The sequence below is a fragment of the Candidatus Synechococcus calcipolaris G9 genome, assembly GCF_029582805.1.
GTDB lineage: Bacteria > Cyanobacteriota > Cyanobacteriia > Thermosynechococcales > Thermosynechococcaceae > Synechococcus_F > Synechococcus_F calcipolaris.
In genome coordinates this window covers 1381211-1405239 of record NZ_JAKKUT010000002.1, presented here as the reverse complement: position 1 = coordinate 1405239, position 24029 = coordinate 1381211, and the positions used below count along the sequence as shown (strand labels likewise).

Genomic DNA, 24029 nt, shown 5'->3' with positions numbered 1-24029 from the left:
AGTTGAATTTTTGATTTCTTTTTTGGATTGTTGCTTCGGCAAACTATGACCCATTCTTTAGTTGATTCCATCTCTTCCCAGACTGACAGTGATGCCGATCTACGGTTGTCTCTGGGAGGGGATTTTCCCTTAGATCTGCCCCATCCTGAAGATACTCAGGTGTCTGAGGAAGTGTTCCTAACCAAGGTAGAGCAGGCCTGGCAAGTGTGCGAACGATTTGACCTGCAAACAGAAATCTGGCGGGGGCGAATTTTGCGCACCGTCCGCGATCGCGAGAAACACCAAGGTGCACATCAGGGAACTGGCTTTTTGGCTTGGCTCCAGGATCAAGATATTAGCAAAACCCGCGCCTACAGTCTTATTGAGTTGGCCAATCGGGCCGATCAGCTGATCACCGATACGGATTTACCGGCCGAAGCCATCGATCGCTTTAGTAAGCGGGCCTTCATGGAAACCGCCGCCGCAGATCCGCAAGTACAAACCCTGATTACAGACGCGGCCCAACAGGGCGATCGCATTACCTACCGCGAAGTTAAACAACTCCAGGATGAATGGACGGCCCTCCACTCCGATTTACTGCCAGAGGTCATTCGTGAAAAAGCCAGCGATCGCAGTCTATCTCCCCGCTATATAGCTCCCTTTGTCAAGGAACTCGAAAAACTTCCCGCCGAACATCAGAGACATTTGCAAGCAGAAATTGTCAATTCCCCCAATGTGGATACCCTCAAACAGGTGACGGCAGAGGCTCGCTACTTGGCTCGGTATTTGGAATCAGCCCCCCAGGTTCAGGCCCTTCAGGGTTCGGCGGTCAATTTAGAGCAGGCCCTAGGGGAAGCCCAGCGATTGGGGCAGTTACAAACGGCGGCAGACTTAATTCATCAAGCGGCCCAATTGGAGGGGGCGATCGCCCGGTTGCATGGTCTCTGGAAACGGGTAGGGCAACTCAGTGAACAGCTATACGTTGAATCTGGGGCCAGTACCCCCCATCTGCAAAGACTCCTAGAATCCTTGGATCTCCTTTCCGGGGATTTACTACAAATTGAACTGGGCAGCGAGGAGCATCGCCAATCGATTCGCCTCCATGTCCTCGAAGGCGATACAGGGAACCACGGCCCGGCCTAGAAGAGTGCAGCAAAACATACAAAGCAAAGGGCAACATCTGCTCTAGAATTTATACACACGTTTCATGTAGATTTTTACGGTTTAACCATTTCTATTCGCATCCAGTATAGGGAGAACTCAATGGTTGTTTGCGATTTTAGCCCCGGTCTTGACGGGATACCCGCTGCCCATTCTGCCATTAGTTATGTTGATGGCGTGGCGGGGGTGCTGGAATATCGCGGCGTTGCCATTGATGAACTGGCGGAAAAAAGCTCTTTCCTAGAAACGACGTACCTGCTAATTTGGGGAACCTGGCCCACCGCTGACGAACTGGCGGCCTTTAAGCATGACATTACCTACCATCGGCGGGTGAAGTATCGCATCCGGGATATGATGAAATGCTTTCCCGAAAGTGGCCACCCCATGGATGCCCTCCAAGCCTCAGCCGCAGCCCTGGGCCTCTTTTACTCCCGGCGGGCCTTGGATGATCCTGACTATATTCGAGCGGCGGTAGTACGACTTCTGGCCAAAATTCCGACAATGGTGGCAGCCTTCCAACTGATTCGCAAGGGAAATGATCCGGTCATGCCCTGTGATGATTTGGACTATGCGGCCAATTTTCTCTATATGCTGAATGAACAAAAGCCAGATCCCTTTGCCGCCCGGGTGTTTGATACCTGCTTGACCCTCCATGCCGAACATACGATGAATGCCTCCACATTTTCGGCGCGGGTAACGGCTTCAACATTGACGGATCCCTATGCGGTGGTTGCTTCAGCGGTGGGAACCTTGGCCGGGCCACTCCATGGTGGAGCCAATGAAGATGTGATCAATATGTTAGAAACCATTGGCACGGTGGATAAGGTGCGGGAATTCGTGGAAACATCCTTGCAGCATAAATCCAAGATTGCTGGTTTTGGCCACCGGGTCTACAAGGTGAAGGATCCGCGAGCAACGATTTTACAAAAACTGGCGGAGCAACTCTTTGATAAGTTTGGTGGCGATCTCTACTACGATATTGCCCTAGAACTGGAAAAGGTGGTCAGTGATGAACTGGGCCATAAGGGCATTTATCCCAATGTTGATTTCTATTCTGGCTTGGTTTACCGTCGCCTAGGCATTCCCAGTGATTTATTTACCCCCGTGTTTGCGATCGCCCGGGTGGCGGGTTGGTTAGCCCACTGGAAAGAACAATTGGAAGCCAATCGCATCTATCGTCCCACCCAAATTTACGCGGGCAATCATGGTCAAACCTATGTGCCCATTGATCAACGCTAAGGTTGACCTTGTCTCGAAAAAGGGGACAGTGAAATTAAGCGGAAATGGGTGAAATTAGGTAGGACAAACGCTTTTTTTGAATTGACGCACATTTAAAATCCCTGTACCCTTGAAGCTTATAAATCCTGTTGTGCCTAAATTTTGTGTATGATCGCTTCATCTTCCCTTTCCCCCGCCGAGTCTTTAACAACAACTAAACCCAAGGATGCAAAGTTGCGACGGCAGGCCTTTCGCTGGGTTCGAGTCGGCTTAGGTCTTAGCTTAATTGGATTGGCTATTTATACCCTTTGGTGGCAGCGGCGCAATGTGGTGAGTCGGGTGGGCTATATTAATGCCACCGTGATCAATCTTTATGCCCCCATCCCGGGAACCTTAACCCTCATGGATTTGCAGCCCGGCTTAGGGGTGATGGAAGGCCAAACCATTGGTCAGATTGAAAATATCCGCAATCCAGAGCTAGAAACCGATCGCCAAAATTTAGAAAATCGCCTCAGTTTGGCCCGAACCCAACGCCAAGGGATCGCCCGTAAAATTGCCAGCCGCGAAAATCAGCAGTCGGTGTTACTGGCCCAGGCCAATAGTCAACTGGCCCTAGAGGTTAGATACCATCAAGAAGCCGCCAATCGTACCCTCAAGGAACTGCGTCAAGCCCAAGAAAACCTCGCCTTTGCCGAAATTGATGCGGAACGGTATGCCAGTTTAGTGGAATCGGGGGCCGTATCCCGCCAGTTGGCAGAAGGGGCCGCCTCTAAGGCTAAAGAAGCCCAGGAATTTGTGGCCAGTAAGCAAGCGGAACTCCAACAACAGCAGACCGCCCTTGCCGCCTCCCGGGAAGGATTGCAACTTAGCTCCGCCCGCACCTTTAGTTTTCCCGATATTCGTCTTTTGGATTTGCAAACAGAAATTATCGACCTGGAACTAGAGTTGCAGGAGGCAGAGGTTCTGATAAAAGAACTGGAACTGGAAATCGAAAATATTGATGCTCAAATTGCCCTGCAACAGTATGCCCCGATAAATATCCCCGTGATGAGTGTGATTTGGTCGATCGCCAATAAATCGGGCCCCCTAGGGATTGCCCTAGCCGCTGGTGATCCGATTGTCAAGGTGATTGATTGTCAAGATAGTTGGGTGTCAGCCCTCGTATCTGAGCGGGATAGTAGCCGTTTAGAGATGGGTCAGCCCACCAGTATTCGCCTCTTAGATGGCAGTAATCGTTCATTTTCGGGGCAGGTTCGTTCTATTCGTGGCGGCCCCGGGAAAGTAGTTGCTGGGGAAGATGTGGCCGTACCGCCGCCGGATCTGGTGCGAAATGAGTTAGAAGTTCAGGTTAGTTTTAATCAAGTTCCTGAAGAATTAACCGCCGAAAGTTTTTGTGGTGTGGGCAAGAGTGTGGAGGTGATATTTGAATAAATTTAGCCTGGGTTCCCTTGTAATTGCTATTTCAGTAGGTGGTGGCAGCCTTAGGTTCTAGTTTCGTAGTGATTGATACACATCTTTTTAAGCTGATTTTGTGATGATGGCTCAAGACGCTTAAGAGGTAAGATATAGTGCCCCGTCATCATCGTTCCCCCATGTATTCTCCCCTACGCTTTTTATCTCAACCGCCGCGATTGCGAACGATCGCCGGGTTAGCGGCTATTATTTTGTTGATGTCGGGAACGGCAGTACTTGCTCAAGAGGCCCCGGCTCAAGATATATCCGAGGACTTACAGGTTGCCCTCAACACCCTATGGGTTCTCTATGCCGGAGCCTTGGTATTCTTTATGAATGCGGGCTTTTGTATGCTGGAAACGGGATTTTGCCGCTCCAAGAATGCCGTCAATCTCCTCTCCAAAAACCTGATTGTCTTTGCCCTATCCTCCATTGCTTTTTGGATCCTCGGGTTTGCCATCATGTTTGGGGATGGGAATGGATTTTTGGGCTACAGTGGCTTTTTCCTGGCGGGTGCTGACAATAGCCCTGCCACCGACGATAACTATGTGGGTGTCTATACCTCCATTAGTTGGGCGGCTGTGCCCCTTGCGGCCAAGTTTTTCTTTCAGCTCGTATTTGCCGGAACCGCTGCCACCATTGTTTCTGGGGCCGTGGCCGAGCGGATTAAGTTTTATGCGTTTTTCCTTTTTAGCTTGTGTTTGATTGGTATTTCCTATCCGATGACGGGGCATTGGGTCTGGGGTGGGGGCTGGTTAGCTGAGTTAGGTTTTTGGGATTTTGCCGGCTCAACGGTGGTGCATTCCGTCGGTGGCTGGGCGGCGTTAATGGGGGCGGCCTTATTAGGGCCCCGGATGGGACGCTTTATGGAAGATGGCTCGGCGATGGCGATTCCTGGCCATAACTTTGCGATCGCCACCCTCGGTTGTTTGATTCTTTGGCTGGGATGGTTTGGTTTTAATCCTGGCTCCACCATGGAAGCGGATCCGATGGCGATCGCCCACATTACGCTGACGACCAATATGGCTGCCGCTTTTGGTGCGGTGACGGCAACGGTGGTTTCCACCCTCTATTTCACCAAACCCGATCTCTCCATGATTATCAATGGTGTTCTGGCGGGTCTCGTGGCGATTACGGCCCCCTGTGCCTACGTTAGTGTCGAAAGTTCCGTCCTCATTGGGGCGATCGCCGGGGTGATTATTGTTTTCTCTGTCATCTTTGTTGATGGTCTCAAAATTGATGACCCCGTGGGGGCCATTTCGGTTCACCTTGTCAATGGTGTTTGGGGCACCCTGGCGGTGGGTTTGTTTGCCGATGGCCCCGGTCGATTCTACGGTGAAGGGGCCGGCCCCTTGCGGGGGTTACTTCTCGGCGGTGGCATTGAGCAACTCTGGTATCAAATCGTGGGTATTTTAGCCATTGGTGGCTTTACGGTACTGTTTAGTACCATTGTTTGGATTGTCCTAAATTCCACCATCGGTATTCGTGTTTCCCCAGAGGAAGAGGTGGAAGGCCTAGATTTAGGGGAACATGGCATGGAAGCCTACTCCGGCTTTATGTTCCGGGATGAGGTTAAGGGCTTTGTGGATATTCTGAAGCGGATGACCACAGGGCGTTAAAGTTAGGCCTTGATTGACGACTGCCACGGCAAACCCCATGGCAAGCATTATGTGTGATCTTTTAAGTCACGCTTGTGAGCAGATGTATCTATCTAGGCGATCGCGATGTCCGTAAATATACAGATGTGCTGTGACAATAATCACAGGTATTCTCGAAATAGGAAGCAAGCGACGAATGTCCTAGATAGATGGTTCCTTACTCAGTCATCTTCCTAGGCTATGAAGTCAGGAGTTTATACATTGTGAAAACCCAAAAACTCGATTCCCTGCCGATGTCTTCACCCAAAAACCTGCCAACTTCCAGTACAACCCAAGAACGCCTTGAACCTAACAGTGTTGAGCCGCAGCGAGTACGGGTCAAGCGATCCGTGGCGGCAAATTTGGTTGTCGTGGCAGCCAGCATCGGGGTTTTAGCCTTTACGGCTGATTTTTTTCATCGTCATCTGACAGTGGTTCGCAGCCGGGATGCGGTGGTAAATGGTGTTCTCGTAACGCTGCGGGCCCCGGAAAATGGCACCATTGTTGATCTCATTACAAGAGTTGGCGATTTTATTGATCCCGAGGATGGCCCTTTAGCGGTCATTGAGAATGATCGTGCCAGTGAAGAAACCCCCCAAACCATTGAATCGGAGATCGCACGGCAACGGGGAGAACTTGCCGCAGCCCAGGCGAAACTACAACAGTTACAAGGGGTACTAGCCTCGGCCCAGGGAGATGCTGAAAATCAACGTAACCTTGAGATTATCGAAAGCAATCTCCAAGTGGCCGCCGCCCAAGCAGAATTACAATCAGCCCGGGCTAAGCTAGAAGATGCCCAAGCCCGTCAACGTCTGGCTACCATTAATAACAAGCGTTTTTCTTCCCTTGCCGCCCAAGGGGTTGTCAGCCAAGCCCAAGCTGATGCTGCCCTCACCGAACTTCAGCAAAGCCAGGCCCAAGTCAGAAGTCAGCAGCGCATTGTGGACTCCCTGGCCCGCAAGGTGGAAGCCCTGAAAACAGAAGTCAAGGCTGCCCAAAGGGGACTAACCCTACGGAATACCCGCAGCAACTATGATCCCCGCTTACGTCTACAGGAATTACAAATGCAAATTGGGGCACAGGAAGCGGTTATTGCCGGTATCGAGGAAGCCATTGCGGCCCAACAAACCCGCCTTTTGCAGGCTGAAAAAGAACTTCAGCAGCAACAAACCTCCTTGGTTGATTCTCCCGTCTCCGGGGTTGTTTGGGAGGCGAATGCCCGCAACGGTATGTTCATCCAACAGGGTGAGCCAATTATGCAAGTCCTAGATTGCGATCGCCGCTGGGTCGATGTCTTTGTGGATGAGAAATACATCAAATTACTAGCACCAGGAACCAAAGCCACCATTGAACTCTACGGTGGTGGGAATCGACAACATTTCCGGGGAACCGTTAGCCACATTCGCTCTGGTCTAGGTCGCCTCACCCCTGGGGAAGCTCAAGCCCTACCTATTCCTGAAAACTACCCACGTCAAAGTCAAATCCGAGTTGAATTTGATCCTGGGGAATCAGTTAACAAAAACGCCTTTTGTTATGTGGGCTATACCGGCCAAGTCACGTTTGATATCCGTCGATAAAACCGATAAAAATTTTTCAACCATTCTTTGCGGATATTCAACCTGCTGGTAAGCTGAGGGTGCTAGTCCCCATCATTCATCCGTTACGGTGCGCCTATGCTTGAGGATGCCTCGACCACCCGTGTCCTAAATCCCGATCGCGAAGAGTTACAAGAACTGGTGCGATCGCAATTACAGGCCCTTTTAGCCCAATCTAACTACGAAGCCGCCAAGGCAATTCTGATTCCGGTTCAGCCTGCGGATATTGCCGATGTGATTGAGTCCTTACCCACTCGATTACAGGTGGTGGGGTTTCGCCTCCTTCCAAAAGACAAGGCCATCGATGTTTACGAACACCTTGACCCCTCTGTCCAAGAAGCTCTTCTAGAGGATTTTAAGCATCCCGATGTTTTAGAAATTTTCGATCACATTTCCCCCGACGATCGGGTGCGCCTCCTCGATGAACTACCCGCTAAAATTGTGCGGCGGCTTTTGCAGCATCTGAGTGCCCAGGAACGGGAAGCAACGGCCCTGCTCTTGGGGTATAAATCTCAAACTGCCGGTCGGATTATGACACCGGAGTACGTCTCCCTCAAGGAAGAGATGACCGTTGCCCAAGCCCTGGATCGGATTCGGCAGATTGCCACTACCATTGAAACAATCTATACCCTCTACGTCACCGATGCCTCCCGCCACCTATCCGGCACCCTATCCCTACGAAATTTACTGGTTGCCCAGCCCACCGACATCATTCGCGACATCATGACCCGGGAGGTAATTTGGGTGCATACGGACACCGACCAAGAGGAAGTGGCCCGCACCATCCAACACTATGACTTTCTCTCCGTTCCCGTCGTTGATTCCGAGCAACGCCTCGTGGGCATTGTCACCGTTGATGACGTGATCGACATCCTCGAAGATGAGGCCACGGAAGATATTTATGCCCTAGGGGGTGTGCAGTCCGGTGGCGATGGTTATTTTCGTACCAATTTATTTACCGTTGCCCGGAAGCGGGTGGTGTGGCTCTCGGTACTTCTATTGACCAACACCTTGACCACGGGGGTGATCCGGGCCCAAGAAGATGTGTTAGAGCAAGTGGTGACGTTGGCCGCCTTTATTCCCCTATTGATTGATACCGGCGGTAATGTGGGGGCCCAATCGTCAACGGTGGTAATTCGGGGTCTGAGTACGGAAGACATTCGTGGGGCCCAAGTCTGGCGGATTATTGGGCGGGAAGCCATGGCCGGCATTTTATTGGGGGCAGCCCTGGGCGTTGTTGTCACCCTCTGGGCCTATCTCTTACAAGGGGACTGGTTAGTGTCCATTGCGGTGGGTGGCAGCTTGTTTGCGATCGCTGTTTTAGCTGCGGTGGCGGGTTCCAGTTTACCATTTCTCTTTAATCTAATGAAATTTGACCCTGCCCTAATGTCTGCCCCATTTATTACAACGGCGGTGGATGTGTTGGGGGTAGCTATTTATTTAAGCTTTGCCCGCTGGTTATTGCAACTATAAGTAACTGGAATGATCAATGGCGAAACCATCATCATCTCCTCCCCAACTGGTTTCTGCCTGGGCCTGGGGATTTTTTATTTTTAGCATCATTACCATGGTGGTGGTTTTCCTGGCTACCGTCTGGCAGCCGACTCTTTTTCCAGTACATTTAGTTAACCCCAATGAGTTACGTCCCCTACCCAAATTCCTGGACTTTGACGCAGAGAGTGAACGTCTCTGGATACCCCTAGTGGCAACGATCGCCATTGCTATTTCCCTTAACTTTATCCCCAGCAATAATGTTTCTCGGCTCATTGTTCGTTGGTTTGTATTTCTCCTAGGGGCACGGTATATTCTTTGGCGCGGCATGGCTACCCTCAACTTTGCCCATTGGTTTAGTGCCGGTTTTAGTAGTATTTTCTACGGACTTGAAGTTCTCTACTTTTTAATTTATGGCTTGTATCTGATTCAAACCAGTTGGCTCACTGACGTAAAACGTAGTCGAGAAGCCAACTACTACCAGGAAGCGGTTCTCTCGGGGGACTATTGCCCCACGGTGGATGTTTTAATTCCCACCTATAACGAAGCTGCCTACATTGTTCGGCGAACGATTGTGGGTTGCCAAGCGATGGCCTACCCCAACAAAACCATTTATGTCCTCGACGATGGCCGCCGCCCCGAAATCGCTAAACTTAGTCAAAAATTAGGATGCAAGTATATTACTCGTCCCAACAATGAACACCGTAAAGCCGGAAATCTTAACCATGCCCTCAAACAGACCCAGGGCGAACTCATTGCTATTTTTGATTCAGATTTTGTCCCCTTTCGTAACTTTTTAGTCCGCACCGTCGGCTTTTTTCAGAACCCAAATATTTCCATGGTGCAGACTCCCCAACATTTTTATAATGCTGATTACCATTCCCAGAACTTGGGCATTGATTTTATGATGCCGGGGGATATGGAATATTTCTTTGGCTTTATTCAGCCGGGCAGAGATGCGGGAAATGCAATTATTTGCTGCGGCACATCCTACGTGGTACGGCGTAAAGATATTGAGGCCAGTGGCGGCTACTACACCGACTGTATTGTGGAGGATTATCAAACTGGAACCCGGATGCAGACCAACGGGTATCGCCTCATTTACCTGAATGAAATTCTGAGTATGGGGGAATCACCTCGCAACTTTCAAGACTATTTAGAACAACGGCTGCGTTGGCTTCAGGGGAATATGCAACTCTATTACTGCGGTAAGGATATTCCCATTTGGTCACGCCTAAACTGGTTTCAAAAAAGTTGCCACCTGTCTCTACTGCTCTATAATTTCAATTCCTTTATTCGGGTAGCCTTTGTTTTTGGCCCCTTAATTAGTATGGTGACAGGGGTTTCCTTAACCGTTGCGGGCATTTGGGAATATGCCTACTATGCGGTTCCCTACTCATTTCTCAATATTGCCACCTTTAGCTGGGCAACCAAAGGTCGTTTCTTTAGCCTTTGGGGAGAAGTCTACGAAGTTCTCTTTGCCTTTCCAGCCATAAAGCATTTAATTGCCATTCTCAAAAATCCCTTTGCCAAACTGGGCAGTGTGGTAACGCGGAAAGGGGCACTCATGAATCACAAAAGTCTAAATCTTGCCTATACCTGGCCCTGGGTCTTTTTTGTTGCGGCTTCAATCATCGGTATCTTCCTCCGCTATGGAGGCTACTGGTTGGGGATTTGGCCCCCCGGTGAGTATGAACGCACGGGTCTAGAGGTGATGTTGGTATGGACATCCTACAATCTCTTGATTGCTTTGGTGGCGATCTTAGCAGCCATTGATCAGCCTGTACGTCGCCAGAGCGATCGCTTCCCCATTTGCACCGTCTGCTGTCTACGCATTGGACGACAAACCTACTGGGGCTATACCCAGGATCTATCGGAAACGGGAACTGCCCTTACTCTCACCGCCGGCCGCTACGTGGGCAAACAGGATCAAGGGAAACTCTGGTTCTTAGAGCGCAATTTTAAGGTTCAAGCGGCGGTTGTTCGCTCTAGTTCCACTGATGGCCAGTGTCACGTCTTTTTACGCTTTTTAGAAGTGGATGATCAGGCCAGCCGAGAATTGGTGCAATTGCTCTACGGTGGCCTAACATGGTGGAATAAACCCAAGGCTCCGAGTGGCTTAGATGCAATTTGGTCAATGTTGGCGCGGATCTTTGATTTCCGATCACTGTTCACCCTGTATCGTTAAGCCTAAGAGACTAACATCACATATTTTTAGCCAAGAGATTAAGAGCAATGGTTCTATTTCCTAAATCTTCAGTATCTCCCATACTGTGTTTAGCCCTTCTGTCTGGATTTTTTAGCCTGAATATCAAGGCTGTGGCGGGACAGCGATCGCCCCTGTCTCCTTTAGGCGATCGCGAACCATTGATCCTCAGCCAGGATTTGCCCGAGGAATCCATTGATCCGGCCCTTGCAGCACAATTTCAAGCCAATGCCGAATCCTTTGTTGATTACCTGTTTGCCGCTAATTACGACCAGGCGTGGGAATATTTGGGTCCCGTCACTCAGAGCGAAAATCCGCCCCGAGTATTGATGCGGAAAAATCGTGCCTTTTTGAAGCGGGTAGGTGACTTTCAACGTCGCCTCGACTCTAGGGTAAACGGCAATGTTGTGGCTGTCAGCCTAGAGTTTGCTAAAGTCACGGACAGCATGATTTTGATTTTTGATGAAAATGCCAAGATTATCGGCATTGACTTTCCCCGCGCTGAATAACGCCACACCGGGGTTGGGATGGCCCACCATCTTTTAATTGGCCCCCCTGCCAGTGGTAAATCTACCTTTGCTGACTATCTGTGTCTTAACCTCCCCGATGCTGTTATTGTTGCCACGGATGATATTCGTCGCCTATTGTACGGAGACCCACGGCATCAAGGGGCATGGCCACAGATTGAAGCGGAAGTCTTGGGCCAAATCCAGCGATCGCTCCAACGGGGTTTCACAATTATTTATGATGCCACCAATGTTCAGCACCGCTATCGCGTCCAATTTCTCCGTCAAGTCAGAATCCTGACCCCTGAGCCTTGGATCGGCTGGCAACTTCTCACGGATCTAGAGACCTGCAAACAGTGGAACCACGCCCGCGATCGCCAGGTTCCTGAAACAGTGATTGAACAAATGTATCAAGACTTAACCCAAACACCGCCCTCCCTGGAAGAAGGGTTTAGACGGCTCTATCACGTTACCCTCACCCCCAGGATCGCTATTCAGGAATTTCAGGGTACTTGATGTTGTCTCGACAAAGTGGACAGATGAGATTGTTGAAGAGATCCACTGAATCCGTGAAGAGTATGCCAAGTCCTTCAATTAACTAGGATTAAGAATCCGCTGCACAATCTGAAGTCCAGTCACCGCTTGCCAGCCAAATAATCCCACCAGGGTGGCGTTTAAGGCGATATGAAGGGAGCGGGCAATATCATTTCCCTTTTGCATCAGGGGTGTCAGACTAGCGGAGACAGCGACAATCCCAGTCATCCCTAAGCCGACTAATAGATGGGGCCCAAAAAAGAGCTTGCCATTGTTAATGTAGGTTGCTCCCATGCCACCAATGGTTCCCAAGACCATCAAGGCCAATAGAATTGAACCCATTTGATGGTGCTTTAGAATAAATTTACCTTGCACGAGGGTTTTCTTTTCGTCGCCACTGGCAGTACGAGTCCGCCGAGATTGAATTCCCAGATACATGGCGTAGAGGGATAACCCTAGTAAAATCCACATGAGGACAGGGTGGGCAAAGGTAATGATCGGCTGAAGGGGAGCAGGAATGTCCATAGAAAACTCAGTAAATACTAGGAAGAATCGGCAAACTGTAATAAAACTTAGCATATATTGGTTTCGTCCCAACCAGAGATCGCCCCTAGGGGAGAAATTCATGGCTAAAATTTCATGGTTAAAAGGGACAGCTAAGGTTTTTCAGGCTGAATTATGACTCCGTGTATCACACCTATCTTTCCCCAAGACACGATCTATGAGGTACTAAAGGATCAGGGTACGGTGCAATATTGTCCCGATTTTATAGAGACAACAAGGGCCAATGATTTGTATCGCACCTTAGAGCAGGAAACCCCTTGGCAACAAGACGTTATCCGCATCTATGGCAAGAAAATGAACGTACCGCGCCTCAGTGCTTGGTATGGAGATACAGGTAAAAGCTACACCTATTCTGGCATCACGATGGAACCCATCCCCTGGACACGTTGCCTTTATGGCTTGAAAAATGAGGTTGAAGCCATTGCCCAGACCGCGTTTAACAGTGTACTGATTAATTTATATCGAGATGGAAATGATAGTATGGGATGGCATAGTGACAATGAGATAGAGTTGGGCAACAATCCGATTATTGCTTCAGTTAGCTTAGGAAATATGCGAACATTTATGCTTAGAAAAGTCAAATCCATTGATCCTAATCCGTCAAAAATCTCCCTGCAATTAGCCCATGGTAGTTTGCTTCTCATGTTGGATGAAACTCAGCATTATTGGGAGCATCAGGTTCCTAAAACCAAGAAAAATGTTGGCCCTAGAATTAACTTGACGTTTAGGTTTGTTCTTTAATTGACCGGCCCCTTAATGTTTCCTAGAAAGGTGAAAAACTTGTTAGAAAAACGATTTCAAGCCCACAATCTATCGCGACTCTCTGCCCTAATTTTTGATATGGACGGGGTGCTGTGCCATACGATGCCCTACCACATACAGGCCTGGAAAACCTATGTGGAGCAAACTCCCGAACTCAATTCAGAAATTGATATAGCTCAATTGGCTACCATGGGGGGGAAGCGAAATAGTGAACTGCTACCCGAACTGCTAGGGCGATCGGTGAGTGCCGCAGAGGTAGAACGCTGGGGCCAGGGGAAAGAGGCCGTTTTTCGGGAACTCATTCGAGATCGCCTTACCCCATTGCCGGGATTAGTTGAGTTTTTGAAGCAGGCCCAACGGGAAGGTTACAAAATTGGCCTAGGCACATCGGCCTGTAAAGAAAATATGGATGCAATTTTAGACGGCCAAAATCTGCGGCAGTTTTTTCATACGCTGGTGATGGAAACCGATGTCCAACGGGGCAAGCCCGACCCCCAATGCTATCAACTGGTTGCTGAACGCTTGGGGGTTTCACCCCAGGAATGTCTTGTTTTTGAGGATGCGATCGCCGGTGTGCAAGCAGCCCGTAATGCTGGTATGGCTTGCTGGGGCGTATTGACAACCCATAGTTTTTTAGAACTGAAGGAGGCCGGGGCAAGTCACTGTATAGAGGATTTCTTAAATTAAATTAAAATTAATTAGTAGTGATAGCGAACTTGAACGATACAAAGAACATTATCTTCGACGGAGTATACAAGGCGATGCTCGTCATTAATTCGACGAGACCAAAAACCAGAGAGTGTATACTTTAGCGGCTCGGGTTTTCCTATGCCTTCAAAGGGAGATCGTTGAATATCTCGAATCAATCCATTGATGCGCTTTAGTACGCTCTTATCTGTTTTTTGCCAATACAAATAGTCTTCCCAAGCGTTCTCAGAAAATTCAATTTTCATTCAATAAGCTTCTGTACAGTACCTCCACCGGATTTGATTTCTGCCATTGACTCAATCAACCGTTGGGCATTCTTGGGGCTGCGAAGCAGGTACACAGTCTCCTGAATTGCTTGATAGTCGTCCAGTGACATCATCACTACCGATTGGGAATTCTTGCGAGTAATAACAATGGGGGCATGGTCATCACATACCCTATCCATTGTCTTAGCAAGCTGACTGCGAACTTCCGAATAGCTCAGAATATTCATAGGCACAGAACTCCATATGTACAACTCATTGTACAACAGAGAATTTTATGTAACAAATAGTTAAGCTGACGCTTCTACACCCAGGCTTCCGCGCCGCTTAACGGTTCGATTAGGCAGAGGTTTTTAATAGGGTTGCCTTATCGGTTTGCTCCCAAGGGAGATCCAAATCCGAGCGACCAAAGTGGCCATAGGCCGCCACGTCTTGGTAGAATCGCCCCCCGCGCTCTCCCGGTAAATTGCGAAGGCCAAAGGTCTGAATGATGCCAGCGGGACGAAGTTCAAAATGATCTTTGACTAATTCTAGTAGGCGATCGCTGGAAATCTTGCCCGTTCCAAAGGTATCCACAAACAGGCTAACGGGGCGGGCAACCCCAATGGCATAGCTGAACTGGATTTCACATTTTTCAGCCAGGCCTGCTGCCACAATATTTTTAGCAATGTAGCGGGCCATGTAGGCGGCACTGCGATCGACCTTGGTGGGGTCCTTCCCGGAAAAGGCTCCACCCCCGTGGCGAGAATAGCCGCCATAGGTATCCACAATAATTTTACGACCCGTTAAACCAGAGTCCCCTTGGGGGCCGCCAATGACAAACTTACCCGTGGGATTGACTAAAAAGCGGGTGTGATCATCGGGTTTAACGGCTAAATCAGCAAAGACAGGCTGGACAACACTATCCCAGAGATCCGCCTTGATTCTTTCTTGGATGGCTTTCTCGTCGGTAATATCACCGATGGCAGGGGTATGTTGGGTGGAAATTAAAATCGTATCAATGCCAACGGGGCGGCCATCCTCATAGATGACCGTAACCTGGGTTTTGCCATCGGGCCGCAGGTAGGGCAATTGCTCAGTTTTCCGCACGGCGGCTAATTTACGGGCCATGCGGTGGGATAGGCTAATGGGAAGGGGCATCAACTCAGGAGTTTCATTACAGGCATAGCCAAACATAATGCCCTGATCCCCAGCACCAATGCGATCCAGTTCTGCCTCACTGAGATTGGTGCGAGCTTCTTGGGCGGTATTTACCCCTTGGGCAATGTCGGGAGACTGCTCATCTAGAGCAACTAAAACGGAGCAGCTATTGGCGGCAAAGCCATTTTCCGCATCCACATAGCCAATTTCGGCAATTTTTTCACGGGCAATATCGACATAATTTACGATCGCCTTGGTGGTAATTTCCCCGGTAATTAAAACGAGGCCGGTATTGACGACCACTTCCGCTGCTACACGACTGAAAGGGTCTTGACTGAGCAGATGATCCAGAATGGTGTCAGAGATCTGATCACAGATTTTATCGGGATGCCCTTCTGTAACAGATTCCGAGGAGAACAGGTAGCGCAAGACTGGACACTCCTTGGTGTGGATGATGACGTTTGAGAAATTCCAGTGATTATACCATTAGGGAGGATGTCAGAATGGATATTAACCCTTGAAAGTGTGAAACAGGCAATGAATACTACGGATAATTATAATTCCCCAATAGAGGAGGAGTCGTCGATTTTGGTATCTGTAGCCGAGTTACAGCGTCAACTCAATGACTCACTCAAGCAACTATCGCCAGAGCGCTTACAGGTGCTTGCTGATTTTGCGGCTTACTTGGCAAATGCTGAAAGTGAAGCTGCAACTCAAGAACTTCTGGCAATTCCTGGCTTGCTAGAGCGTGTTAAGCAAAATCAAACAACCTCTAAAACCCAGTACAGCAGTTGGAGAACCCTTCGCTCCGATGTATGAAGTTTTTCTCCATCCCGATGCCCAAAAAGTTTATGTGAATGCTGACAAAGCCTTAGCCAAGAAGATTACCCGATGTTTACAACAGTTAGAGCAAACTCCCCGATCTCATCCCAACATCAAAGCTCTCAAAGGGGATTACGCAGGCTACTATCGCTATCGTATCGGAGACTACAGGATGATCTATTCGGTGGATGATGAGTTGATTCAGGTGTTTGTTGTGGCGATCGCCCATCGTAGTCAAGCCTATGAACCGTAAAAGTAAAATGAGAGATGGGAGGTGAGCCTACATAATTAATTAACAACGGGCTAAACCCTGGGAACGGGCACAATGCTCGACGGCGGAGGCAACCACATTGGCCACTCGGCGATCGAAGACCGAAGGAATAATATGATCACGGTTCAGGTCTTGGGGGGAGACGAGATCGGCGATCGCCTGGGCCGCCTCTAAAAACATGGTCGTTGTCATGGCTTGGGAACGGCAGGCCAGGGCCCCCTTAAAGACTCCGGGAAATGCCAGCACATTATTAATTTGGTTGGGATAGTCACTGCGGCCCGTTGCTAAAACAGCCACATGATCATAGATGAGTTCCGGCTGGATTTCGGGAATCGGGTTGGCCATGGCAAATACAATGGCATCCTTGGCCATCGATTGCACCATTTCCAGGGTGAGGACACCGGGGACACTAACCCCCATAAAAACATCGGCATCCTTGAGGGCATCTGCCAAGGTTCCGGCATCCGGTACGGCAAATTCAGCTTTACCGGGGGGTAAATTGGGGCGATCTTGACTGACGATGCCCTTGGAGTCACACAGGAAAATGGTTTTCACCCCGGCTTTTCGCAATAATCGAGAGATCGCCACCCCGGCAGCCCCGGCCCCATTAATCACAATGCGAATGGTATCCAAGGATTTACCAACGACTTTCAGAGCATTGATCAAAGCCGCCAAACTGACGATCGCCGTACCATGTTGATCATCATGGAAAATGGGAATATCGAGTTCCTGCTGTAGTCGAGCCTCAATTTCAAAACAACGGGGGGCACTAATATCCTCTAGGTTGACACCGCCAAACACCGGAGCAATACGCTTTACCGTCGCCACAATTTCATCCACATCTTGGGTGGCCAAGCAAATGGGAAAGGCATCTAAGCCACCAAATTCTTGGAAGAGCATCGCCTTGCCTTCCATCACGGGTAGGGCCGCCTCCGGGCCAATATTTCCCAAACCGAGGACGGCACTGCCATCGGTGACAATGGCGACGGTGTGACTTTTGATGGTGAGACGATGGACGAGGGGTGGCTCTTCGGCAATGGCCATACAAATACGACCCACCCCTGGGGTATAGGCCATGGCTAGATCATCTTGACCCTGGAGGGGGAGTTTGCTGGTAATGGTGATTTTGCCCCCTTCATGGAGGTGAAAGGTGCGATCGTAGACATCTAGTACCTTGGCGGGGGTTTTATCCTTGACCACTTGAATAATTTCCGCCGCATGTTCTGTACTGTAGGCCGCCACGGTAATGTCCCGAATAAAACTGTTGCGGCCGTTTTGAATCAGATTAATATCCCCTAAATCTCCCCTGACTTCGGCGATCGCCCGCAGTACGGAGGCCAACATTCCCGGCTGTTGGGGAATTTCCACCCGCATGGTGACACTAAAACTAGGATTGGGGGTGAGGTCGGCCATGGGACGTGCTACTCCTTCGGTATTGGGGTTTGGTATTTGGGGAAAGTAAATCATCTATCTCAGCTATATCAGTATAGGTCTAGAAAAATAATCGTTTTCTGTTCACGTTTAACTTATGGGTTAAAACCAATGAACCTATGGGCTAGAACCAATAAACCCACTGACATGGCGGGGACACCGAGGGCTGTGATGATCTTGGCAAAAGTCCAGGCTGGAAACTGTTTGTTCCCTCCCTCCGTCTAAAATCAATAGCTAAAATATGAATCTTGCGCCCATCTATTTCGCAATCCTAAACGATAGGCTGTGCCAGTTTCCGAACCTACCTCTGCTAGAGTAAGCTAACCTAGTTTGCTTCGGTTTGATCTCTACCCTTGGTTTTTTAGAATCAGCCCTTAAGATACTCTGTCCTAGAGCAGGAAAACCTTTCCCTGTCCTACCCCCTCACATGGAGGAATTGAATGGCTCAACAACGGCAATTTTCGGTCATGGCAACGGCCCTCGGTGCGGTGGTGGGTGCCTTAGGGGCGTTCCTGATTATTCTGCCAGCAGAGGCATCTCGACTCCAATTTTGGCGACTGAATCCGACCTCTAATCAAATTGAGATTCGCACTGAAGCGGGGGTTCAACCAAGGGCTGAACTGGTTTATGGGCCAACCCGTCTCGTCATTGACCTACCAGGGGTGGTTTTAGGTCGGCCCCAAATTAATCAAAATTTCAACGGCCCGATTCGCCAAGTGCGAGTAGCCCAGTTTAATCCCCAAGTGACCCGGATTGTGGTGGAGTATGCCGAGGGCTATACCATTGATCCTAACGCTGTCCAGTTTCGTGGCTTTGCGGCCAATAACTGGATGGTGCAATTACCGACCCCCCAACGGATTCAAGCGGCATCCCCCACCCCGGCAACCCAAACCCCATCCACTCGCAGTGGCCCAACGGAACTCCTCAGTTGGCGCGCCGAGAGTACGGGAATTTTTATTGCTACCAATGGGGAAAAACCTCAAGTTGCCTCCATTAATCGTCGCAATTCGACGCGCATTGAAATCACCTTAGACAATGCCAATATTTCTAACCGGCTTTCCAACCGTCGCCTGGAATTAACTCGTTTCAGTATGGGAAGGGTGAGGGCGGAGATGCGGGAGCAACGGGGCCGGCCACCTCGGGTTGTGTTGACATTGAATGTGGATCGGCGAAGTCCTGACTGGCAAGTGAATACGGATGTCAGTGGTGGATTTATGGTGATGCCCCGTAATACCACCACCGGTACGGCCCAAACCGCCAGCGCGACAACCCCAACCCCTGCGGCCGGGCAACCCCCTAGGGCAACGGTGCAACGGATTGATTTGGGGGGGAGTGAGCTACTCATTCAAGGCGATCGCACTCTATTTTATAGTGTGGGCTGGGAGGGACGCGCCTATCGGATTCGGCTGAGATCGGCCCAGTTGGGCAATGTGCAAGAACCCCGCCTTGCCGCTGGTAGTCCCCTATCTAAGGTTGAATTTCGCCGAGAGGATGATCAAACCGTATCCATTTTATTAACTCCGGCTCCAGGGGTGCAGATCCTCAATCCCCGCCACATCAATGCTGAGTCGTTTATTGTGCCCTTACAGCGATCGGGGGCAGCGGTAGCAGCCAATCCAAGTCCAACGAGTCCAAACACCCAAATTAATGTGCCCCGGCCGGCCGCACCAGCACCAGGGTCAACCCCAGTACCCAGTGGTCGTTATGTGGTGGTCATTGATCCGGGCCATGGTGGGCGAGATCCGGGGGCGGTGGGTATTGGCGGTATTCGGGAAAAGGATATTGTTTTAGATATTAGTCATAAGGTCGCCCAGTATCTTCAACAGCAAGGGGTGCAGGTGATTATGACCCGCACCGATGATCGGGAAATTGATTTGGCTCCACGGGTGAGTATTGCCGCGCGGGCCCGGGCCAATGCCTTTGTGAGTATTCATGCCAATGCCATTAGTATGAGTCGCCCCGATGTAAATGGATTTGAAACCTATTTCGCCCCAGGCCGATCCAGTCGGTTGGCTTCGGCAATTCAAAATAGTGTTTTAAGCTCGATCAATATTCGCGATCGCGGTGTGCGAACGGCCCGATTTTATGTGATTCGGAATACGTCCATGGATTCAGCCCTCGTGGAAACAGGATTTGTCACCGGGGCCGAGGATGCAGCTAATTTTCAGAATCCTGCCTGGCGATCGCGGATGGCAGAAGCCATTGGCCGGGGCATTATGCAGTATCTACGCTATGGTGGCTAGGGACGGGAAGACTCTACGGGTCATAAAAAGCAACCCATTGATCGCTTCTCAGTTTTATTGGGTTACAATCTTTCCATGAATCCTGGTAAGTTTTGATGAGTGATCTTAAGCAAGCCTGCCCCAACCTCCAAGATCATGTTTCAGCTCTCCTAAAATTACTGAAACAGGAACCGTCGCTGAGAGTGCTGGATACCACTCCAGTGCAGACATCCTTGAATAAGGCCCTTTCTCCCACCTTTGAAATTGTCTTTGCTGGCCCCTTTAGTGCGGGCAAATCAATGCTGATCAATGCCCTACTGGAGCGGGAGTTGCTCTACAGTTCGGAAGGTCACGCCACCGGAACTGAATGCCGTATTGCCTACGCAGAACCCACGGAGGAACGGGCAATTTTGACCTTTATGAGTCAGGTGGAGATTCAATATCAGGTCAGAATGTTACTAGAGCGGTTAGCCTTGGTCAGTGACGTTACCCTGAAAAATTCTGACTCTATCCAACAGGGGATCACCGCCGCCACCACAATTATTCAAAACGAAGGGGGTAAGGATAAATCAGAGAAAGCCAAGCAGGCCAATGCCCTGAAGCTACTCCTGGAGGGCTATAAAGCCAATGAAACCCGGATTAATGAAACCCGGAATAATGTGTTTGCCATGGAGAGTCTCAACTTCCAGCACTTAAATGATGCCTCTGAGTATGCTCGCCAAGGGGCCAATAGCGCGGTTTTGAAAAAGATTGAGTACTACTGTCACCATCCACTTCTAGCGGGCGGAAATGTGTTAATTGATACACCGGGGATTGATGCTCCGGTCAAGGAACATGCTGAACTCTCCTATCGCTGTATTGAAAATCCGGAAACATCGGCGGTGGTTTGTGTTTTTCAGGTAGCAAAATCAGGGGAATTAACCCGTGAAGAAACCCAACTCCTGGAAAAAATCAACAATAGTGTCACCATCCGAGATCGTGTGTTCTATGTCTTTAACCGCATTGATGAAACGTGGTACAACCCCCAGCTTCGCCATCGTCTTCAGGGAATTATTCAAGATCAATTTTATGATTCGGAGCGGGTCTATCGCACCAGTGGTTTATTGGGTTTTTATGGCAGTCTAGTTGCTAAAACAAATGCGGAAAATCGATATGGCCTAGATTCAATCTTTGCCAAAAGTATTGGAGCGATGCCGAATCAGGAGGATACCCATCAATTTGTTGATGCGTTTAATCGTTATTGTGTCCAGTCTGGTAAATTACCGGGTGATACATTTCAGGTTGCAGTTTTTAACGATCAAACTCAGGATGAAAATTATGTGCGAATTCTCAATCAGTATCACAAACCTCTCATTAGCCATTTGATTAGCGACAGTGGTATTGAAGATTTTCGATATGGAATCACTCGCTATCTCAAAGAAGAAAAGTATCCCCAACTATTAAATCAGCTTGCCGAAGATTTACAAATCATTTGTATTAGCCTTAAAGATACCCTGTTGCCCGCTTGGAGTCATTTACGGGATCAGCCCACGGATGTTGAGGCTCTCAAAGAAATTAAACTTCAAAATGTCAGCCATGAACTGAAGGAAGCCAGTGATCAATTTACGGATCACATTAAGGATTTCCTCAATCGGGCCATGGGTTCTCAGGATACTCTCCTAGAAAAAGATTACGAGCGGCTGTGCAAAAAAATGGTTGAGGCATTAAAAGCACTCCTCAATAAATTTTCCATTGAAGAGGTGTATCAGCAAGCGTTAGCCAGCCATCGTAGTAATTCGGTGGTTCCCGTGATGGGCATTTTGGCGGAGGCCTTTTATTACCTAGCCAATGGTCTTAAGAAAACCTTAGTCGAGGCCTCTGAAGAATTAATTCAGCATCTTTTTGTTCGGCTCAAAAAAGAAATTGGTGATCAGTCCTATTATCGAGACCTATATCGACTCCTAGGCAATGATAGCGGTATTCACAAAAAACTAGATCAGGTCTGCTATGAGCGGGTGATTGCGATGACGGGTATTGCTACAATCGAGTGCGATCGCTATGTGCGAGAGCGAGAGGATTTTTATCAGGAAAACACTGGGATTTTCCGATTACGAGAAGTGCTACGAAAAGTCTGCCGCAATTATGATCTGACGGGTATGAAGGAGGCAGAAAAGGATCTACTTGAACTCTTGAAACTGGATTTTGAACACAAATTAGCCAAAACCATTCATGTTAGTTTTCGTCAATCCATTAATAGTACAATTAATGAGCCGCTTTTAATGATGGCAGCGGAACATTCCCAGGGAATCTTACAGCAATCGGGTCAGGCTCGGGAAAATGTGGCCAAAACCATTGAACGGGAAGCGGAGGAAAGTATCCAGAAGAATGCCAATGAATTGCAGAAAATCAATGAAAAAATCGCCACCTATAATCAGTCCGTCACCCATATTAACCACTGCTTGGAAGCTCTGGGACGCGATCGCCAAAAACTCCCAGAAATCTTAGAATCAGATTTGCATGCCCTTAGCTCTGCCAGTTCCTAGTGAGATGTAAATATGCCCCAGCCAAAATATTATGCCCTTAGTTCTGATGATGTTGTTCGTCTTGATAATGCCGATGAAAATGTCAAGAGACTGCGTTCGATAATTACTAATGATATGAGAATTATCAGTGATGTAGCTTTCTTATCTCAACAAGCATTGCACTCAATCGGCTATAACGGAAATTGTCCCCAGGAATTAATCGATACTTTAATTTCGGGTATTCCCGGTCAAGTGATGTTTCAGAATGAAGCTGGCTGGAAAAAAGGAACCATTAAGTTAGAGTTTAATTTTTACCCTGATGCTGAGGATGCTGATCCAGAGTCGTTTCGCTCTCCTCTAGATGATTTCTAACGGAAGACTAAAATCCCGTTACAATATGGATGTGCTCTCACCTCCAAACCCCTTCCCAGAGAGGGCGAAGGAGTATTAAATGATAAGTCCTTAACCCCCAGATTTCTATGAACCCATTACAGCCCGATGAAGTGATTCGCTTAAATCAAGATAATGTTGAAATTAATAAAGTTCTTGCTCAATATTTTACCCAGAAGCTCTTTCACCCTAAAGATATTATTCTTGCCTTAGCCCGTGATTCTAACTTTGCTGAATTGTTGATGCGTGGCATAGTATTTGAAGTTATGCACATTGACAAAGCGGGCTGGCAGAAAGGAACCCTAAAGCTGGAGCTAAATTTTTATCCTGATGCTGATAATAAATCCGTCTCTCCTTTAGATAAGCTCTCTTAGTATTGATGGGACACCACAATGTCAGATCATGTCTTTGAATCTCTTAACCCTGAAAGTGTGTTTCGGGCGATCTCCCCTAGCCAAGATTTTCCAATCCATCAACAGTGGCAAACTATTTTTACCAGCAAGCTAGTCCAACCCAGCGATTTTATCTAGAACAATTCGAGTCACTTAAGACTGCCTAGGAATTTATGATCCATTATCTTGTTGCTACCTATCCCGATCGCATCAGTGCTGAAACCGCCTATACCTACCTAGAACGGGCCGAGATTTCCCCAGAGAATCTAACACTCCTAGGCACGGGCTATAAAACCTGGGCCGAAGTGGATATTTTGGATCCCTTTGCCCAGGCCCGTCAAGATATGCAACGGATGCTACTTTGGCTGGTTCCCTTTGGCTTCTTTGCCGGATTTGCCTTTAACCAAGCTACCCAATTAACGATTGTGCCGGGCCTAAGTTCCATTGATAATAGTGTGATTGGCGGAGCCTTTGGGGCGATCGCTGGTGGCCTCGGCTCCCTAACGGTGGGGGGCGGTCTGAAGGTGATCATTGCCGGGAGATCGGGAACCCCCTACCAAGAGCGATTGCTTCAGGGTAAATATATTTTAATTTTCACCACCGGTAATGAAACCCAGATCCGCAAAGTGGAACGACTGTTACCCAAAGGGGCCGAAGCTATCCAAACCTACACCGATCTTTCCTGAGGGTTGGATTTCCCCGGGTGCGATCGCTGGTTTCCAGGGATAATACATTAGGTTAGTGAGAAGGTTAGTTAGATTAATTTCGTAAATTTTTCATAAGG

At 48.9% G+C, this 24029-nt stretch carries 24 protein-coding genes; 19 read left to right on the top strand and 5 right to left on the bottom strand.

Features of this window, described 5'->3' with window-relative positions:
- Nucleotides 1–45: 45 nt before the first annotated feature.
- The 9 genes from L3556_RS09740 (at nucleotide 46) to L3556_RS09700 (ending at nucleotide 11761) form a co-directional block, all read left to right on the top strand.
- Nucleotides 46–1122 (top strand): hypothetical protein, encoded by a 1077-nt coding sequence (locus L3556_RS09740; protein ID WP_277867084.1) that lies wholly within the window; start codon nucleotides 46–48, stop codon nucleotides 1120–1122.
- 120 nt (nucleotides 1123–1242) lie between these two features.
- The gene (locus L3556_RS09735; protein ID WP_277867083.1) at nucleotides 1243–2379 is read left to right on the top strand and encodes a citrate synthase; all 1137 of its coding nucleotides are present in this window, start codon (nucleotides 1243–1245) and stop codon (nucleotides 2377–2379) included.
- 147 nt (nucleotides 2380–2526) lie between these two features.
- The gene (locus L3556_RS09730; protein ID WP_277867082.1) at nucleotides 2527–3789 is read left to right on the top strand and encodes an HlyD family secretion protein; all 1263 of its coding nucleotides are present in this window, start codon (nucleotides 2527–2529) and stop codon (nucleotides 3787–3789) included.
- A gap of 161 nt (nucleotides 3790–3950) precedes the next feature.
- Nucleotides 3951–5429, top strand: coding sequence for an ammonium transporter (locus tag L3556_RS09725; protein ID WP_277867635.1), 1479 nt, complete (start codon nucleotides 3951–3953; stop codon nucleotides 5427–5429).
- Between the two features lie 242 nt (nucleotides 5430–5671).
- The gene (locus tag L3556_RS09720) at nucleotides 5672–7024 is read left to right on the top strand and encodes an HlyD family secretion protein (RefSeq protein ID WP_277867081.1); all 1353 of its coding nucleotides are present in this window, start codon (nucleotides 5672–5674) and stop codon (nucleotides 7022–7024) included.
- A gap of 96 nt (nucleotides 7025–7120) precedes the next feature.
- On the top strand, nucleotides 7121–8515 hold the full coding sequence (gene mgtE, locus L3556_RS09715) for a magnesium transporter (protein WP_277867080.1): 1395 nt from the start codon (nucleotides 7121–7123) through the stop codon (nucleotides 8513–8515).
- A gap of 16 nt (nucleotides 8516–8531) precedes the next feature.
- Complete coding sequence (locus tag L3556_RS09710; RefSeq protein ID WP_277867079.1) at nucleotides 8532–10721, top strand: glycosyltransferase; 2190 nt, start codon at nucleotides 8532–8534, stop codon at nucleotides 10719–10721.
- Nucleotides 10722–10768: 47 nt separating this feature from the next.
- On the top strand, nucleotides 10769–11248 hold the full coding sequence (locus tag L3556_RS09705) for a hypothetical protein (protein WP_277867078.1): 480 nt from the start codon (nucleotides 10769–10771) through the stop codon (nucleotides 11246–11248).
- Nucleotides 11249–11266: 18 nt separating this feature from the next.
- Complete coding sequence (locus L3556_RS09700; protein WP_277867077.1) at nucleotides 11267–11761, top strand: ATP-binding protein; 495 nt, start codon at nucleotides 11267–11269, stop codon at nucleotides 11759–11761.
- 78 nt (nucleotides 11762–11839) lie between these two features.
- On the opposite strand, the gene L3556_RS09695 is transcribed toward L3556_RS09700, so the two are convergent.
- On the bottom strand, nucleotides 11840–12304 hold the full coding sequence (locus L3556_RS09695) for a DUF4079 domain-containing protein (protein WP_277867076.1): 465 nt from the start codon (nucleotides 12302–12304) through the stop codon (nucleotides 11840–11842).
- 222 nt (nucleotides 12305–12526) lie between these two features.
- Here L3556_RS09695 and L3556_RS09690 point away from each other — a divergent pair, with 222 nt between their 5' ends.
- Nucleotides 12527–13084, top strand: coding sequence for an alpha-ketoglutarate-dependent dioxygenase AlkB family protein (locus L3556_RS09690; RefSeq protein ID WP_277867075.1), 558 nt, complete (start codon nucleotides 12527–12529; stop codon nucleotides 13082–13084).
- Nucleotides 13085–13114: 30 nt separating this feature from the next.
- Nucleotides 13115–13792: an HAD family hydrolase gene (locus L3556_RS09685; protein WP_277867074.1), complete on the top strand. Its 678-nt coding sequence runs from the start codon at nucleotides 13115–13117 to the stop codon at nucleotides 13790–13792.
- A gap of 11 nt (nucleotides 13793–13803) precedes the next feature.
- Here L3556_RS09685 and L3556_RS09680 read toward each other — a convergent pair whose 3' ends face one another.
- The 3 genes from L3556_RS09680 to metK form a co-directional block, all read right to left on the bottom strand.
- Nucleotides 13804–14058, bottom strand: a complete 255-nt coding sequence (locus tag L3556_RS09680; protein WP_277867073.1) for a Txe/YoeB family addiction module toxin — start codon at nucleotides 14056–14058, stop codon at nucleotides 13804–13806.
- On the bottom strand, nucleotides 14055–14306 hold the full coding sequence (locus L3556_RS09675) for a type II toxin-antitoxin system Phd/YefM family antitoxin (protein ID WP_277867072.1): 252 nt from the start codon (nucleotides 14304–14306) through the stop codon (nucleotides 14055–14057). Before L3556_RS09675 ends, L3556_RS09680 begins: the two co-directional genes overlap by 4 nt.
- Before the next feature lie 109 nt (nucleotides 14307–14415).
- A complete protein-coding gene (gene metK, locus L3556_RS09670) occupies nucleotides 14416–15645 on the bottom strand; it encodes a methionine adenosyltransferase (RefSeq protein ID WP_277867071.1) in 1230 nt (409 codons plus the stop codon).
- A 159-nt stretch (nucleotides 15646–15804) separates the two neighbouring features.
- Between metK and L3556_RS09665 the strand changes: the two genes are divergently transcribed.
- Both L3556_RS09665 and L3556_RS09660 read left to right on the top strand, forming a co-directional pair.
- Nucleotides 15805–16035: a hypothetical protein gene (locus L3556_RS09665; protein WP_277867070.1), complete on the top strand. Its 231-nt coding sequence runs from the start codon at nucleotides 15805–15807 to the stop codon at nucleotides 16033–16035.
- Nucleotides 16028–16291, top strand: coding sequence for a type II toxin-antitoxin system RelE family toxin (locus L3556_RS09660; protein WP_277867069.1), 264 nt, complete (start codon nucleotides 16028–16030; stop codon nucleotides 16289–16291). Before L3556_RS09665 ends, L3556_RS09660 begins: the two co-directional genes overlap by 8 nt.
- Nucleotides 16292–16330: 39 nt before the next feature.
- Here the strand turns inward: L3556_RS09660 and L3556_RS09655 are convergent, their stop codons facing one another.
- Nucleotides 16331–17722, bottom strand: a complete 1392-nt coding sequence (locus L3556_RS09655; RefSeq protein WP_277867068.1) for an NAD-dependent malic enzyme — start codon at nucleotides 17720–17722, stop codon at nucleotides 16331–16333.
- A gap of 458 nt (nucleotides 17723–18180) precedes the next feature.
- On the opposite strand from L3556_RS09655, the gene L3556_RS09650 reads away from it, so the two are divergent.
- The 6 genes from L3556_RS09650 (at nucleotide 18181) to L3556_RS09625 (ending at nucleotide 23931) form a co-directional block, all read left to right on the top strand.
- Nucleotides 18181–19983, top strand: a complete 1803-nt coding sequence (locus L3556_RS09650) for an N-acetylmuramoyl-L-alanine amidase (RefSeq protein ID WP_277867067.1) — start codon at nucleotides 18181–18183, stop codon at nucleotides 19981–19983.
- A gap of 95 nt (nucleotides 19984–20078) precedes the next feature.
- The gene (locus L3556_RS09645; protein ID WP_277867066.1) at nucleotides 20079–22484 is read left to right on the top strand and encodes a dynamin family protein; all 2406 of its coding nucleotides are present in this window, start codon (nucleotides 20079–20081) and stop codon (nucleotides 22482–22484) included.
- A gap of 12 nt (nucleotides 22485–22496) precedes the next feature.
- Nucleotides 22497–22835: a KGK domain-containing protein gene (locus L3556_RS09640; RefSeq protein WP_277867065.1), complete on the top strand. Its 339-nt coding sequence runs from the start codon at nucleotides 22497–22499 to the stop codon at nucleotides 22833–22835.
- 107 nt (nucleotides 22836–22942) lie between these two features.
- On the top strand, nucleotides 22943–23227 hold the full coding sequence (locus L3556_RS09635) for a KGK domain-containing protein (RefSeq protein WP_277867064.1): 285 nt from the start codon (nucleotides 22943–22945) through the stop codon (nucleotides 23225–23227).
- Between the two features lie 18 nt (nucleotides 23228–23245).
- A complete protein-coding gene (locus L3556_RS09630) occupies nucleotides 23246–23383 on the top strand; it encodes a hypothetical protein (RefSeq protein WP_277867063.1) in 138 nt (45 codons plus the stop codon).
- A gap of 35 nt (nucleotides 23384–23418) precedes the next feature.
- Nucleotides 23419–23931, top strand: coding sequence for a hypothetical protein (locus L3556_RS09625; protein WP_277867062.1), 513 nt, complete (start codon nucleotides 23419–23421; stop codon nucleotides 23929–23931).
- Nucleotides 23932–24029 lie beyond the last annotated feature (98 nt).